Raw genomic sequence first — 15,240 nt, forward strand, 5'->3', positions numbered from 1 at the left:
TTATTAAATAACAATTTAAAACAATCGTTTATCAGATCAGAAAATTGAGGAGATGGACCTTTCCAATGGATATGATTCAATCACTAATCGCATGTATGCCCTTTTTTCGGGATACGATTCGCCAAGATGTAACCCTTTCCATTATTGACCGGGAGAAATTCCTGTATTTTTCCGCAGGAGAGTCGTTAAAACAACTGGAGTTCAAAGCAGGTGATCCACTGCTCGAGCCTAATCGTGATTTTGCCGATCTGAAAGGCGGTACGGACAAACAATTTGATCATTACCCGAAGGAGTTATTTGGAGTACCGTTTGATGTCGCCTACCTTCCGATCAAAAATGAACAGGGCGAGGTCATCGCTATATTCAACCTGCTCTATAGTATGGATGATCAGGATCAGCTGCAGCAGCTCATGAATGCTACCGAAAACCTGACCAACCAGTTGATTGACAGCGTTCAGCACGTAGCTGCACATTCGGAGGAGCTGAGCGCCACCACCGAAGAAATTCGCAACAACTCCAAACAAGCTGTACAGAAATCAGGCAACGTGACTCAGGTCGCCAGCTTCATCCGTGAAATCTCGGAGCAAACGAATCTGCTCGGCCTGAATGCCGCCATCGAAGCTGCTCGTGTCGGTGAAGCAGGTGCAGGATTTGGCGTTGTCGCCAAGGAAATCCGCAAGCTGTCCGTAGATACAAAGGAAGCGACCACGCGTATTGAAGAGTCCCTCCTCTCCGTCCGCCAATCCATTCAGGGGATGGAGAATGAACTTGGGGAGATTACCGCGAGTTCTCAGGAGCAAGCGGAACTAGTTAACAATTTTATGAGCACGATTGAGCAGTTGAATGCAACGAACCAACAATTGAAACAATTTGTGCACAAACTGATTACATTTGACGGAAAGTAAAAAGGAAAAAGAAACTCCTAACCCACTCAACCAAATGCACAAACAAAATCCTCCGAATCTCTTCGGAGGATTTTTCATTTACTATCATTCCATTTTGGTCATGGTCATCTTGCTAATGTTATTCTATCCGACTTAATGAATCTCGAAATGGCTGACACGTACTCCTGCGGACAACATGAGGTATACATCCTGTTGACCTGATACACCTTTCAGGTCTGCCTTAACCGTGGACCACTGCTGTGCCTCACCCTGTGCCAGTTCCACGCGTCCTGCCAGTGTACCGTCAGGTGCACCCAGTCGAACTTCCAATACCGCATCTGCCTGCTCTGATGATACACGAGCTTCAAGCGCTGCTGCATTGCTGCCCAGATCTGCATCCTTGAAGCCAATCCATCCTTGCTCACCAATCACACGGACAGAAGTTCCGCCTTCCTTACTCTCATCCAGATCCACACCGAAGTATGCATCGTAATTCTCGGCACGTGTAGCCACACTCAGATTACGGGAAGGAATAGTCTCCCCTTGTACCGTCAGGTCAGCAACAAGCTGAACATCAGCAGAAGATTTGCCCACCATAATGGAGTAGGTACCGCTTTCGACCACATAGCGATCACGGGTTACATCCCAGATCGCCAGTTCCTGAACTGGCAGTGTAAAGCTGACTTTCACTGTAGCCCCAGCTTCAATATGAAGACGACGGAAACCTTTTAACGTTTTGAGTGGACGTTTAACACGGGACTGCCCGGCACGCACATACAACTGCACAACCTCATCACTGGCGATCGTTCCCGTATTCGTCACGTCCACATGCACAGTAATGGTCTCTTCCACTCCAGCTTGGGCCGGGTTTAGCTCCAAATTACTGTATTTAAACGATGCATACGTTAATCCATGTCCGAATGGATATAGTACATCACCTTCAAAATACTGATACGTACGTCCGGATTGAATGATATCGTAGTCTCTGATATCGGTCAGCTGATCTGCCGATTGCACCCACGTCATATTCAGGCGGCCTGCTGGTGCATAATCGCCATACAATACGTCAGCCACAGCGTTCCCCAACTCTTGTCCTGCATGGGATGTATACAATACAACCGGAATGTTCTCCTGCACCCAGTTGGACGTGAACGGGTAACTTCCCACGATAACTACAACGGTATTTGGATTCGCTGCATAAACGGCTTCAACCAGACGCTGCTGGGATTCAGCCAGGTCCAGACTTGGGCGGTCGATCTCTTCTTTACCATTCACAAGTGGATTGTTGCCGACAAATACAATCGCCGTCTCCGCTTCCTTCGCGGCCGCTACCGCTTCTTCCAATCCATTCACCACTATATCCTTTTTGAATGTTTCCGTAGCACCGAAAGATTTCAACTCTTCAGATACCGCAAACGCATCGTTTCCACCATTGGATGCCGTTACTGTTTTACCGTTCCAAGTCTTCAGCCCCACGCTTCCGTCCTGTTGTGGCAATAGATGGAATACTTCCTTCACAAACCAGCCATATACTTCATCCGCCGATGCCGTAACCGTTTCTTCATCCGTCGTCAGGTATTTCCCATTACTGTCTGCCTTCAGCGTGTAACTGCCAAAGCCCCAGTCACTTAGTGTAAATGTCTCCGCATTTCCCGAAGCAATGATGGATGATTTCTCATCCTCAGCCAATCCGACAGCCTTACCGCTTGCCACTGAAGTCAATGTAATGCGGTCATTGCCATCCTTGAATGCAACCTTGTCGCCGCCTACTTTGCCGCTGATCGCTTCAAGCGGGGATACGCTATATGGCATGGTGCCTGCATACCAGTCGCGATAGACTGTTCCACCCAGTTGACCAATCACAGCCACTTTGCCGGATATTGTTTTATCCAGTGGAAGCGTGCCTTGATCATTTTTAAGCAATACAACTTGTTCTCTCGCTGCTCTCAGTGAAAGGGCCTTCGCCTTCTCCGTCATCATCGCTTCTTCACCAATCGAAGCATATGGATTGCCCTCAGCGGGATCAAATTCACCTAGACGGAAACGCACACGGAACGTATTGAACAACGCCAGATCGATATCTTCCATCGTGAGTGTGCCCTGCTCCAGTCCTTCGCGCAGCGCCTGCTTCGACAGATCGGCATCATCGGTAATGCTGTCAATTCCGGCTTTGACGGACTCTACTGTACCTGGTGTATGGGAATCATAGTATTTATGATCGTTCTTGATCCCCATGACATCCCCTGCATCACTCACGATGAAGCCATCCATGCCCCATTCGCCCTTCACAATCTCGTTTACAAACGGATGCAGCAATGCCGGTGTACCATTAATAGAGTTGTACGCGGTCATCATTGATTGTGCGCCGCCCTCTTTGAACGGTTTCTCGAACGCTTTCAGATAATATTCACGCATGTTGCGCGGATCAATACTCGATGAACCACTGCCACGATCCACTTCATTATTGTTTGCAAGGAAATGCTTCAACGTAGCAACCGCCTTGTAATACTTCGGATGGTCGCCCTGGATTCCCTTAACCAGCGCCGTTGTCAGTTCAGCAGTCAATTCCGGGTCTTCACCATAAGCTTCTTCGTTCCGCCCCCAACGCGGATCACGCTCCATATCAACCGTAGGTGCCCACAGTGTCAGACCGTTTACTGCTGGATTGCGTTTATAAAATACACGTGCCTCGTCTCCGATCACGGAGCCGATCTCTTTCATCAGGTCCGCATCCCAGGTACACGCCAGCCCTACTGGCTGCGGGAAGGAAGTCGCTTCGCCAAGCCAGGCCAGACCATGGGCTGCTTCTGTGCCGTGTTTATATGCTGCGATACCCAGTCGTTCAACTGCGGGTTGGTATTGCAGCATCGATTCGATTTTCTCATCTTCCGACAGACGGGACACGAGGTCCTTAACACGTGTATCCAGTTCGATCGTTGTATCCTGAAACGGATATTTCGTTTGGTTGGTCATAATATGGAATCTCCTTTGGGAATTCATTGATTTATTTAGAATGATAGCGGATACATAATTGTTAAATTAATACGATGTATTCTTGACGTATCCGAGCTCACGATTCGAAGATTTAACCTTTTAGAACAAGCACTTTACGAGCCGTCGTTAACTCTTCATTTCATTTACTAAAACGGTTTCGGTAAATCTATCATATAGCATGTTTAGCAAAAAAAACAGGGGGGCTTCACAGGAAAATGTGAACTTTCCTCAGGAAAGTATGCGGACAATCGTTTTATTCTGGCACAGTATGGTAATCATGGATAGGAGTATAGATATGACGTACTTATTGAGCTAAGCATAGTCCTTAATGAAGAAGAATATTGAAGGAGGAAGATCAAGTGAGTGAGCATCAACAGCCCCCGACAGGTTTGCCTTCCATACCGGAATCCCTGTGGAGAGCGACAAACACATTCAATGAATATCCGAAACTGACAGAAAATACAACCGCCGATGTAGCCATTATTGGTGCAGGAATTGCAGGTATCACAACAGCTTATTTGCTGGCCCAGACAGGAATGAGCGTGGTCGTGCTTGAAGCTGGAAAAGTACTGGATGGCACAACAGGCCATACAACGGCCAAGGTATCGGCACAGCATGGCGTGATATTTGATGAATTGCTTCATCATTTTGGAGAAGAACAGGCCCGCATGTATTATGAAGGCAATGCAACAGCCGCCAAGTGGATGCGCGATCTGGTAAAAGAGAAACAGATTGATTGCCAGTGGGCAGAGGAAGAAGCCTATGTCTACATTCAATCCGAGGAGAATCTCAAGAAGCTGGAGATTGAGCTAACTGCCTACGGCAAGCTGAATATTCCTGGTCAATGGGTTGATCCCCTTCCCATCCCTGTTCCGGCCAGAGCAGGTATTAAGATGCCGGGACAAGCTCGCTTTGACCCGCTTAGTTATTTACATTACCTGCTGGAATCCGCAGTCAAGCAAGGTGTCCGCATCTACGAACATACAACGGTAACCGATGTGGAGGAAGATGCCTCGCTACATGTGCGGACATATGAGAATGGTCCATCCGTAACGGCCGAACATGTCGTTGTTGCCTCCCATTTCCCGGTCTATGACCCCGGATTTTATTTTTCAAGGCTGCACGCCGAGCGTTCCTATGCTGTTGTTGTTGAACCTCAGAAACCTTTCACAGGTGGCATGTATATCTCTGACGATAAACCCTATCGATCCCTGCGTACTGTCATTCATAAAGGGAAGGAACACATCCTCTTTGGAGGGGAAAATCATAAAACCGGACAGGGCATATGCACTGTCGGTCATTATGAAAATTTGGAGCGTTATGCAGCCGATACATTTGGCATTCGCAACATCCCTTTCCGCTGGTCAGCTCAGGATCTGATCTCCATCGATAAGGTCCCTTACATTGGGCCAATTACTGGACGACATGAACGTGTCTATGTAGCTACCGGCTTTGCCAAATGGGGCATGACCACAGGAACGATGGCTGGACATATCCTTACAGACCGGATTACTGGACGAGATAACTCTTACGCAGCGGTATTCGATCCTGCAAGATTCAAGGTAGACCCTGGTGTGAAAAACTTCCTTGTAGAGAATGTCAATGTAGCCGCGGAACTGATCTCTGGCAAAGTCGGCATTATTCACAAAAACACAGGAGAACTCGGCAACGATGAAGGGGCTGTTGTTCGCCATGACGGCAAACGTGCTGGCGCCTACAAGGACCCGACTGGCAAACTCTTTCTTGTGGATACCACCTGCACCCATATGGGTTGTGAAGTCGAATGGAATGCCGGGGAACGTTCATGGGATTGCCCATGCCACGGATCACGCTACGATTACGCGGGCAAAGTCATTGAAGGACCTGCCGTTAAAGACCTTAAGATGCTAGAAGCACAAGAATAAACCAAGCTGATACCCCCATCAGCGTATATCTTCATCCCATAGACCCGGATCGGAATCCGCCTTCAGACGGAAGTAACCGATTCGGGTTTTGCGTATGCTGATCTATAGATAAAATAGCGAGAAAACGAAGTTAATCCAACTTAGCGGGACATCGTGATACGGAACTATTTTAAAATCACTACCTTGCATTAAACAGTACCGGATGCTATGATGAATTTACGACTACTGAACAATACACACTAGTGATTGGATAGAGCAACAAGGAGGAACCCAAGTGAATGTTAATATTCAATTCAAAAAAGGGGTGCTGGAACTATGCGTCCTCGTGTTAATCAACCGCCAGGATCGTTACGGCTACGAACTGGCTCAGGCTGTATCCCAGCATATTGAAGTGGCGGAAGGTGCGCTGTATCCCCTTTTGCGAAGATTGGTCAATGACGGCTATTGTACGACTTACCTGCAGGAATCCAGTGAAGGACCACCACGTAAGTATTACAAACTGTCTGATACCGGCCGTGACTATATGAAGACTCTGACGAATGAATGGAATGGTTTTGTGCGCAATGTCGCAAATCTTATAGAGGAAGGTACCCCCAATGAATAGACAACAATTCATGCAGGCAATGGAGATTCATTTAAGACCGATGGACCCGCTGGAACGGGCAGAATTGCTCGCTGATTATGAACAGCATTTTGAGATGGGATTAAGAGAAGGAAGACCGGAAGAAGAGATTGCACGGGAACTGGGGCATCCGATCGAGATTGCCAAAGAAGCGCTCGGTGACCGGTATGATGCACAAACGCCAGGATCTGATCCGTTCTACGCACGGACATTCGAAGAAATGCGTTCACAGCAAAAGAAGGGAAATCGAGCTGCACGCAACTTCTTCACGGCAATCGGACTTTTTTTCTTGAACATCATACTCGCGATTCCGCTAGGACTGACTCTGTGGTCGGTATGGCTCACGATTGCCAGTTTGTCGCTGCTGGTCGTAGCCCCGGTTGCTGCTGCTGTGGATTTCTTATATCTCGGCCATTTCGAGTATTCTGAATTATTTGTTTCGATTGGAGTATTCGGTATAGGCATTCTATTCGCCATTGCGACAAAAAGGGTGTTTACAGCCTTTAAGTTGATCACTCTTCAGTATATAAGATGGAATCAAAAGACGATGAAGGGAGATGTCTAATCATGAGCACCAAAAAATGGATCGCTTTAGCGATACTATGTATCGGCATCGGTTTGCTCGGAACCTCCATATACGGAGTTCAGTTCGGAGATGAGAGAGAACCCTACTCTAAACGTTGGGAATTCAAAAATGATGAGCTGCACAATATCATGATGAATGCCAACTTAAGCGCAGATATTGAATTCGTTGTCAGTCCGGATTCCAATGGCTACATTGAAGTCGACGGAAAGTGGGACCCGGCCACCATTGAAGCTTTTAAACAGGCTTCGATCACGGATGGAACCTTTACGTTAAACCAGGAAGAGCGTTTGCGTTTGCAATTTTTCACCCTTTATTGGAATAATCAGCAGCAAACGATCACAGTAGCGTTACCTGAAGGACATCAGCTGGATGAAGTTAACATCGTCTCTTCTTCCAGTGACCTGGATCTGAAGGGTCTGCATGCCAATACCTTGGACCTTAACACTACGTCTGGAAGCATTCACCTTCAGGACATTACCGTACCAATCATTCAACTCGATCTAACTTCAGGAGACATTAAAGCTGCAGCAATTGCAGGAGATATGGAAGTCAAACAAACTTCCGGAAGTTTCACGCTGAATGGCATTGATGGCGATGTGACCCGAAGTGTACAGTCGGGAGATACCAAAATTACGCAATTGAACGGTGCAGCAAATGTTAACTTCACTTCCGGTAGTGTGAAAATTGAGCAAGAAGTTTCCGGTCCAATTGATGTATCGGGACAGTCAGGAGATATTTCCATACAGGCAGCGCCCGATTTTGACGGCATTTACGATGCACAGGCCACTTCCGGTGATGTAAATATACCTGATTCCCCCATGGTAAGCCGTGAGGTCATCAAAGCTCGCACTACCTCAGGCAGTATCAAAATCAAACAATCATGATGAAGCAAATATTCGAACTGTGGGTAATATAGTATAATTAAATGCTAGTCCAATTCTAAGGAGGAGTTACCCACATGGAACTTAAAAATAAAACGGCTGTCATCACTGGCGCCGGTAAAGGTATTGGCCGTGCCATTGCTGAAGCACTTGCCAAGGAAGGTGTGCATCTCGGACTGATCGCTCGGACGGCCTCCGATCTGGAGGCTCTCCAGCAATCGCTAAGCCAGGAATATGGTGTAAAAGTAACCAGTGCTATTGCGGATATTTCTGATCGTACTCAGGCTGAAGCAGCCGTAGCTGCGATTGAGATGGAGCTTGGCGCAGTCGATATTCTGATCAACAATGCAGGCATTGCAAGCTTCGGCACACTGCTGGACATGGACCCGGAAGAGTGGGAACGTATCCTGCATGTTAATGTCATGGGTACATACTATGTAACTCGTGCTGTACTGCCAAGCATGATTAAGGAAAGCAGCGGCAGCATTATCAACATCGCCTCCACCGCAGGCGAGCGTGGATTTGCTACAGGCTCAGCTTATTGTGCTTCCAAATTCGCACTGCTCGGCATGACCGAATCCCTGATGCAGGAAGTGCGCAAATCCAATATCCGGGTTACTGCGTTAACACCAAGTACAGTGAACACGGAGCTGGCAACCAATGCCGGACTCAAAATTGGAGACGAAGACCGCATGATGCAAGCGGAAGACGTAGCTGAACTGGCTTTGGCGACGCTCAAACTGTCGGACCGTGTATTTGTTAAAGCCGCAGGCATCTGGACAACTAACCCACAGTAAGCAGGAGCAGTCAGACCATTTATAAAGAACAATGAATGACGAAGCAACCATTTCTAATGATGCACTCCGTCGCCATCCGGCCGCCCGAGAAACCTCTGGGCGGCCTTTTATATATTCAGTAGCCGCCAAAGTGTCCGAATACGATTCATCACGCTGAATCTCTACCCTTATGATTAATGCAGCGTTACTTCTCTCATTCTCCATTCCACGATTCTCTGCTTATGCGTTCCACAAATGGTCCAAATCCAATTCCTTGGACACGGCGATCAGTACTACCGCGGGTTCCTCCCCAATATTGGTTACTTCGTGGGGAACGATGGCATTCCAGCTGAATGAATCCCCCGCTTCCAGAATCTCTACGTCCTCACACTGCTCTGCGCGAATTCGGCCTTGCAGAACCAGATGACTCTCTTCTCCGGCGTGCTTATTAACCCCAGTCGATGCACCTGCTGGCAGCTCTACAATGGACATGCGCATAGCACCCTTTGCCGTTAGATGCTGTACTTTGATCTGCCCACTTCCGGCAGTCGTCTCTTTGCGCTCATCCTTGCGCACCACGTTCATCCGCTGCTCCGGTGACAGCAGCAAGTATGGCAGTGGCACTTCCAGATAATCCGCGATACTTTCAAGCGTCGCGATGGACGGTGATGTTTTATTATTTTCCACGTTGCTGATAAACCCCTTGGACAGCCCCGTACCCTCGCACATTTGCATGATGGTGATCTGTTTTTGTTTGCGGATCGTACGAATGGCTAGACCAATATCCATATTGCAATCCTCCCCCTTTGATCTGTATATCCGATACCCAACCATCGTTATTGAGCATTATAGATTTCTTATACGGAACATATTTTCATAATACAAAAAAAATATTGACCCTACAATGGAATCATGATAAATTTTGTTCATCAATAAGAATATTAATTTCATATTAGTGAACTTTATTTTGATTACTCATTTCTTATCAGGTGGTGGTTGCATTGAATTATTCATTGACTTACGAGGTTCGGCTTCCTTCCGATTACAATACAGAACAACAATATCCCGTTATCTTTGCCCTGCATGGCATGGGTTCGGATGAACAGGATATGCTTCGCTTAATGGAGCCTCTTCAGTCCAATTTTATTATCGTTGCCATACGTGGGCCCATTGTTCAGGGTAGCGGCTACGCCTTTTTTCAAATTATAAGCATTGGCAACCCCGTCCGTGAGTTGTTCGACGCCTCTGTTCAGGGACTGCAACAGCTAATGGTTGACTTGTCTGCCAAATATGCCATTGATCCCGCACGGCGTTATATCGCCGGATTCAGTCAAGGAGCCATTATGGCGATGACGCTCTCGCTGATCATGGGAGATGCAATCAAGGGAATTGTAGCCATGAGTGGTTACATTCCGCAATTTGTGAAAGACGAATACAAGATACAGCCCAACTCGGAGTTATCTGTATTTATATCGCATGGCGATCAGGATCATCTCTTCCCGCTGCAACTTGGCGAAGATAACGCCAGCTTCTTCCGGGAACAGACCAATAACGTTACGTATGTTCCATATCACGGTGGACACCAAGTCACCCCCGACTTATATCAACAATTTCAACAATGGCTTCGGACGGATGCCGCCAAGCTGACTGCTGAAGACCCGAAAGGACTGAATTCATAATGATGCCATCCCTGTTTATTGCTCACGGTGCACCATCACTCGCACTGGAGGAAAATGCATACACTGAGTTTCTGCAAAAACTTGGACAGGAACTGCCGAAACCCAAAGCGATCGTATTGTTCTCTGCTCACTGGGAATCTACAACTCAATTGGTTTCTTCAGTAGCCAACTACGAGACCATCTATGATTTTGGCGGCTTCCAGCCCGAGCTGTATCAGATCAAATACCCTGCACAAGGACATGAAGAGACAACAGCGGAGATTCAGCGCCTGTTCGGGGATGCTGGTATTCCGGTGGAAAGCGACTCTGTTCGTGGTCTGGATCACGGTGCTTGGGTTGTGCTTCGCCTGCTCTATCCAAATGCGGACATTCCGGTCGTTGCTTTATCCGTGAACCGTTATCTGTCCAATGAACAGCAGTATCAGGTTGGGCAGGCACTCGCCACATTGCGTGAGCAGGACGTTCTCGTCATTGGCAGTGGTGGGACGGTACACAACCTGCGTCAGTTAAACTGGGAAAGCGCAGGCGTTGACCCTTGGGCCATGGCGTTTGACAACTGGCTGCAAGACAAACTTGTGAGCTGGGATACAGCGTCCCTATTCGCCTATGACAAGCTAGCACCATCAGCCCAAGCAGCCGTGCCTACGCCAGAGCATTTTGTACCATTGCTGCTCGCCATGGGTGCGGGAGATCAGAACAAGCAGGCATCACTCCTGTTCAAAGCCTATCAGTATGGCAACCTGAGCCTGTCCTGCTGGAGATTTGATTGATCGATTTATATAACACCTTATCTAAAAATAACCAGACACTCGTGCGAACTCGCACGGGTGTTTTTAGTGATATGACCTTTTTTGCATAATGCTGGGAGTTGTAAAGCAAGCTATAATAACATTTAGTGGAAATGACCAAGCTGTAATTAAGGAATACTCATTCTACACCTATCACATCTTTCTGGGAGGAACATTCGAAGTGGCTGAACAACCAAAGTCTGAGAGCTTAATGTCTCTCGTCAAAAAGGGGAACACATCCTCGGCTGTAGCTATGGCAGGAAATGCTGTACTTGCACTGTGCAAAGGAGGAGCCTTTCTATTCAGTGGCAGTGGCGCCATGTTCGCCTCGGCGATGCACTCTCTAGCCGATGCCATCAACCAAGGGTTTGTCTTTGTAGGAAGTGTGTTGTCCGAGAAAAAACCTACACGCCGCTTTCCGACCGGATTCGGGCGAGTCATCAACATTTTCTGTATGATTGCCGTTATCGTTGTTACCATTATGGCGTATGAAACGATCCATGAAGGGATTCACCTGTTACTGCATCCAGCTGCTCATTCCGGCGGTATCTGGATTAACATCGGCGTGCTGGTGCTTAACATTGTGATCGATGGAGCCATTTTGATTAAAGCAATGAAAGAAATTCTACACGAAGCACGTGCGCCCAAAGCGTCAGGCCTCGCCCTGTTCCCTGCTGCGATCAAAAATGTAGGACGTGCCGCGCCGCCAACACGCCTTGTATTTTACGAAGATATTGTAGCGGTACTCGGTGCGACACTCGCACTAATCTCTGTCGTCGTCATTGCACTGACCAATTTTGCATTGCTCGATGGAATCGTGACGACCATTATTGGATGCCTGATGATCGCTGTCGCTTTCCGTGTAGGTTATGACAATATGATCGGACTGATTGGTGTAGCGGCTCCACAGGATGTTGAGGATAAAGTATCCCAGACCATTCTGGCAGACTCTCATGTTGCAGATATCCAGATGATGCGCATTATTCAGGAAGGTCGTTATTACCACGTTGAGGGTCTGATCGAACTGACCAAAGGATTGAGCCTTGCCGATGCAGATGATATCAAGTTCCGTATCCAAGAGAAGTTAATGACAGATCCAGACATCGCCGATGCGGCCATCTCGATTATCGAAGATGATGGTGTGAACAGCTGGGGCAAGAAACATTCTGATGTGGTGAAATAAGGGTCTGTTCCCTTTTATAAAAGATAAAAGAAGCCTACTCTTCGCGGAGTGGGCTTCTTTACATAGCAAACAACGTGACATAGCTAATATAACTCCATGGCTGCTAAAGTTGGGCTAAACTTGTTGGTTAGAATTCGCTGAGTGACCAGCATGGGGTTTACTTCTGCCACCTTGCTTCATGCCCATCTTCATCAATTTATCCAGCCATTTCAGACGGAACGCCTCAGTGGAGCCTTTGATTGGACTAATTTCGGTTACACGTACCGGGGAGACCCCGCAGAATTTGAGAATATTGGATTTCATGACCCGGTGCCCTGCATGTCTGTAAATGAATCGATTGTACCAGCGTGGTGTATCCATGGTCACAATGATGTGGGCAGACCTTCCTTTCAGCAATTTGTCCCATAGGGGTGAGTCCTCCCGATCTTTCATCGCGAATCCAGGCAAAAACACCCGATCAATAAACCCTTTTAAAATAGCAGGCATCACTCCCCACCACGTCGGATATACAAACACCAGATGGTCCGCCCATCGGATCAATTCCTGAGCTCTCACCAAATCAGGCTCCAATTCCGTCCGCTGACGGTACCCGTACTGAAGATTGAGATTAAACTGAATATGGCTCAGGTCGATCAGTTCCACAGAACTGCCCGATTGTCGGGCTCCTTTTATATAGGCTTCTGACAGTGCTTTGCAGTAACTTTGCGGATCCGGATGACCATTAATTACCAAAATATTTGACTTCATACATCTGTTCCTCCTGTATAATAAAGTTCATGAAGGCCGAAGAAGCAGGCATATCACAAGCATAGAATGAACGCATACATAAACAAATGATCAACGGCGCCAAAACATTGCTGATTCGCGCAAAAGGGGGTAGCATGAACAACCATAATCACGGTGTGTCCATTTCCATGTTGTATCCGATTATGAAGACGCTGGTGAACAAAGGGTACGAATCCGAAGCGTTTTTCGAGTACGTCAGCTTAGATCCTGCTATTATGCAGAATCCGGAAGCACGTATTCCAGTTGAAGAGTTGGAACGGATTATGCAGTATGCTGCGAGATACTCGGATGATCTGTATTTTGGATTGAACCAGGGACAACTGCTGGACTTTGCGGACCTTGGCCTTCCTGGTTACGTCATGATGCATTCCAAGACGATTGGAGATGCACTCGCTGCTTATCAACGATATAACATCATTCTATATAGTGGATTTAATCTGGATTGGAAAGTAGCCGGAACGGATCTGGTCCTTCAATTGTCTTTGCAAAATTCGGAGAAGCAGATGTCCCGTCATTGTGTGGAAGATATGGCTGTCTCGATGGTGTATTTGATCAGCAAACTGGCGAATCGCCGGGTGGAGTTAAAAGAGGTTCAGTTTAGTCATCAAGCCCCCGATGCTTCAGGCGATCTATCTCCTTATGTTGGCATATTAGGAATAGAGCCGCAATTCGGGGCTACCCATACACTCCTGCGAATGCACAAAGACATTCTGGATCAGCCCGTATTATATTCGGATGCAAGAATGCTGAAGGTCTTTGAAACCATGGCTCAGGAAAGCAAAGATGAGCTTCATTCATCTCAATCCTTCTCTGGCAAAGTAAGTCGATGGATGATGGAGAGCCTACCAACCTTCTTTCCCACATTACAACACACCGCAGAGTATCTGGGCGTGAGCATTCGCACACTTCAGAGCCGATTGCGTGAAGAAGATACAACGTATCATGAGATATCCGTTCAGGTACGCAAGGAAATGGCATTGCGATATTTGCAGAAGGGAACCTATTCCGTGGGGGATATTACGTATGCCTTACATTTTTCGGAGCAAAGCGCGTTTCAGAATGCCTTCAAAAAGTGGACGGGACAGACTCCCGGGCAATACCGTTCCAGTCTCAAACAGCCCATGCAGCCCCGTAGTTGAATAATCCCGAATCCAATCCTCCTAAGGGGATTAGTGATTACATGTTTTGAACCTAGACTTTAGTCTAGGTGAAGTTTAACTCCAAAGACCGAGGATACCCTTTTGCGGTTCATGGTATGCTGTGAATAACGAGAAAACATACTCCATGACCGTTCGGGAATTGATCTTGTATTGAAAAGGAGAGATATCATGGCTAAACGCACCATCCTTGCGCCTGTGCTTATTTTGCTCGGCGTGTACCTGATTTTGAACCAGGGAGGTTCACTCGGTCCAGGTACAATCTTTGCCACGTTCTGGCCCACCCTATTTGTAATTCCATTGGGTTTATTCTTCCACTGGCTGTACTTCTCCATGATTGGACGAGGGATCGGATTACTTGTTCCCGGGGGCATCTTGCTTACGGTAGGTGTTGTCTCCCAGATCGCCATGCTTTTTGGTAACTGGAGCACGATGTGGCCCGGCTTCATTCTTGCGGTAGCGGTAGGTCTGTTCGAATTATATTGGTTCGGTGGCCGTAACAAATGGTTGCTGATTCCGATCAACATTCTGACGGTTATCTCACTGTTATTCTTCGCCGTCATGTCGATTGGCACGATGCTGAACAGTCTGTCCTTTATCCAGCCATTCGTGGCGATTGTGCTGATTATGGGTGGGGCGTGGATCATTGTGGGTCGCAAAAAGCGCATGTAAACTTCTGATTGTTTCCACTTGACCACTCCGATGACAGAACAACTTTTGATCGCTGTTATCTCTAGATTTTCTTGATTCTCCTTTAATAAAGGGAAAAATCCGGAGATAAGCGTATGCTTTCGAAGTAGCTTTCTTTCAGAAAGCTTTTAGGCGCACGCTTCGCTTCTTCAGTTTGTTCTGTCCTCTCCGTTAACGTGTAAACTAAATAGAACAAAACACTTGAGCTATTTGCTCTGAGGCAGAGTAAAAATGTAGGGGTGCAGCTCGTCATTCAATTGAAATGACGAGCTGCACCCCTATTTATTCTAACGAACTGTACACGCGCTAT

Annotated in this window: 14 protein-coding genes; 11 read left to right on the top strand and 3 right to left on the bottom strand. The window is 47.2% G+C overall.

All coding sequences use genetic code 11. The annotated features are described in order from the left end of the window. The first annotated feature begins 65 nt into the window (after positions 1–65). Positions 66–905 (top strand): methyl-accepting chemotaxis protein, encoded by an 840-nt coding sequence (locus BLV50_RS17035; protein WP_063567213.1) that lies wholly within the window; start codon positions 66–68, stop codon positions 903–905. A gap of 132 nt (positions 906–1,037) precedes the next feature. Here the strand turns inward: BLV50_RS17035 and BLV50_RS17040 are convergent, their stop codons facing one another. Beyond that, positions 1,038–3,857, bottom strand: coding sequence for a glycoside hydrolase family 3 C-terminal domain-containing protein (locus tag BLV50_RS17040; RefSeq protein ID WP_090809022.1), 2,820 nt, complete (start codon positions 3,855–3,857; stop codon positions 1,038–1,040). 380 nt (positions 3,858–4,237) lie between these two features. On the opposite strand from BLV50_RS17040, the gene BLV50_RS17045 reads away from it, so the two are divergent. From BLV50_RS17045 to BLV50_RS17065, 5 genes are all read left to right on the top strand, one after another. Next, positions 4,238–5,782: an FAD-dependent oxidoreductase gene (locus tag BLV50_RS17045; protein ID WP_090809024.1), complete on the top strand. Its 1,545-nt coding sequence runs from the start codon at positions 4,238–4,240 to the stop codon at positions 5,780–5,782. Positions 5,783–6,056: 274 nt separating this feature from the next. Beyond that, positions 6,057–6,386, top strand: a complete 330-nt coding sequence (locus BLV50_RS17050; protein ID WP_063567210.1) for a PadR family transcriptional regulator — start codon at positions 6,057–6,059, stop codon at positions 6,384–6,386. Next, positions 6,379–6,969 (top strand): HAAS signaling domain-containing protein, encoded by a 591-nt coding sequence (locus tag BLV50_RS17055; RefSeq protein ID WP_064641806.1) that lies wholly within the window; start codon positions 6,379–6,381, stop codon positions 6,967–6,969. The genes BLV50_RS17050 and BLV50_RS17055 overlap by 8 nt, the downstream gene beginning before the upstream one ends. A 2-nt stretch (positions 6,970–6,971) precedes the next feature. Beyond that, positions 6,972–7,874, top strand: a complete 903-nt coding sequence (locus BLV50_RS17060; RefSeq protein ID WP_177031205.1) for a DUF4097 family beta strand repeat-containing protein — start codon at positions 6,972–6,974, stop codon at positions 7,872–7,874. A gap of 74 nt (positions 7,875–7,948) precedes the next feature. Beyond that, complete coding sequence (locus BLV50_RS17065) at positions 7,949–8,668, top strand: 3-ketoacyl-ACP reductase (RefSeq protein WP_064641804.1); 720 nt, start codon at positions 7,949–7,951, stop codon at positions 8,666–8,668. Between the two features lie 219 nt (positions 8,669–8,887). Here the strand turns inward: BLV50_RS17065 and BLV50_RS17070 are convergent, their stop codons facing one another. Then, positions 8,888–9,436, bottom strand: a complete 549-nt coding sequence (locus tag BLV50_RS17070; RefSeq protein WP_064641803.1) for a helix-turn-helix domain-containing protein — start codon at positions 9,434–9,436, stop codon at positions 8,888–8,890. Positions 9,437–9,648: 212 nt separating this feature from the next. Between BLV50_RS17070 and BLV50_RS17075 the strand changes: the two genes are divergently transcribed. The 3 genes from BLV50_RS17075 to BLV50_RS17085 all read left to right on the top strand — a co-directional run bounded on the left by BLV50_RS17075 (position 9,649) and on the right by BLV50_RS17085 (position 12,297). Then, positions 9,649–10,326: an alpha/beta hydrolase gene (locus BLV50_RS17075; protein ID WP_090809028.1), complete on the top strand. Its 678-nt coding sequence runs from the start codon at positions 9,649–9,651 to the stop codon at positions 10,324–10,326. Next, positions 10,326–11,096 (top strand): DODA-type extradiol aromatic ring-opening family dioxygenase, encoded by a 771-nt coding sequence (locus BLV50_RS17080; protein WP_090809030.1) that lies wholly within the window; start codon positions 10,326–10,328, stop codon positions 11,094–11,096. Before BLV50_RS17075 ends, BLV50_RS17080 begins: the two co-directional genes overlap by 1 nt. A 199-nt stretch (positions 11,097–11,295) precedes the next feature. Beyond that, positions 11,296–12,297: a cation diffusion facilitator family transporter gene (locus tag BLV50_RS17085; RefSeq protein WP_090809032.1), complete on the top strand. Its 1,002-nt coding sequence runs from the start codon at positions 11,296–11,298 to the stop codon at positions 12,295–12,297. Between the two features lie 114 nt (positions 12,298–12,411). Here the strand turns inward: BLV50_RS17085 and BLV50_RS17090 are convergent, their stop codons facing one another. Continuing rightward, positions 12,412–13,044, bottom strand: a complete 633-nt coding sequence (locus BLV50_RS17090) for an NAD(P)H-dependent oxidoreductase (RefSeq protein WP_090809034.1) — start codon at positions 13,042–13,044, stop codon at positions 12,412–12,414. A 134-nt stretch (positions 13,045–13,178) separates the two neighbouring features. On the opposite strand from BLV50_RS17090, the gene BLV50_RS17095 reads away from it, so the two are divergent. Beyond that, positions 13,179–14,222 carry an AraC family transcriptional regulator gene (locus BLV50_RS17095; protein WP_090809036.1) on the top strand — a complete coding sequence of 348 codons (1,044 nt, stop codon included), beginning with the start codon at positions 13,179–13,181 and terminating at the stop codon, positions 14,220–14,222. A gap of 189 nt (positions 14,223–14,411) precedes the next feature. Continuing rightward, the gene (locus tag BLV50_RS17100; protein ID WP_063567201.1) at positions 14,412–14,912 is read left to right on the top strand and encodes a hypothetical protein; all 501 of its coding nucleotides are present in this window, start codon (positions 14,412–14,414) and stop codon (positions 14,910–14,912) included. Positions 14,913–15,240: the final 328 nt, after the last annotated feature.

Origin of the sequence: Paenibacillus sp. 276b, from assembly GCF_900107875.1 — a bacterium.
GTDB lineage: Bacteria > Bacillota > Bacilli > Paenibacillales > Paenibacillaceae > Paenibacillus > Paenibacillus marchantiae.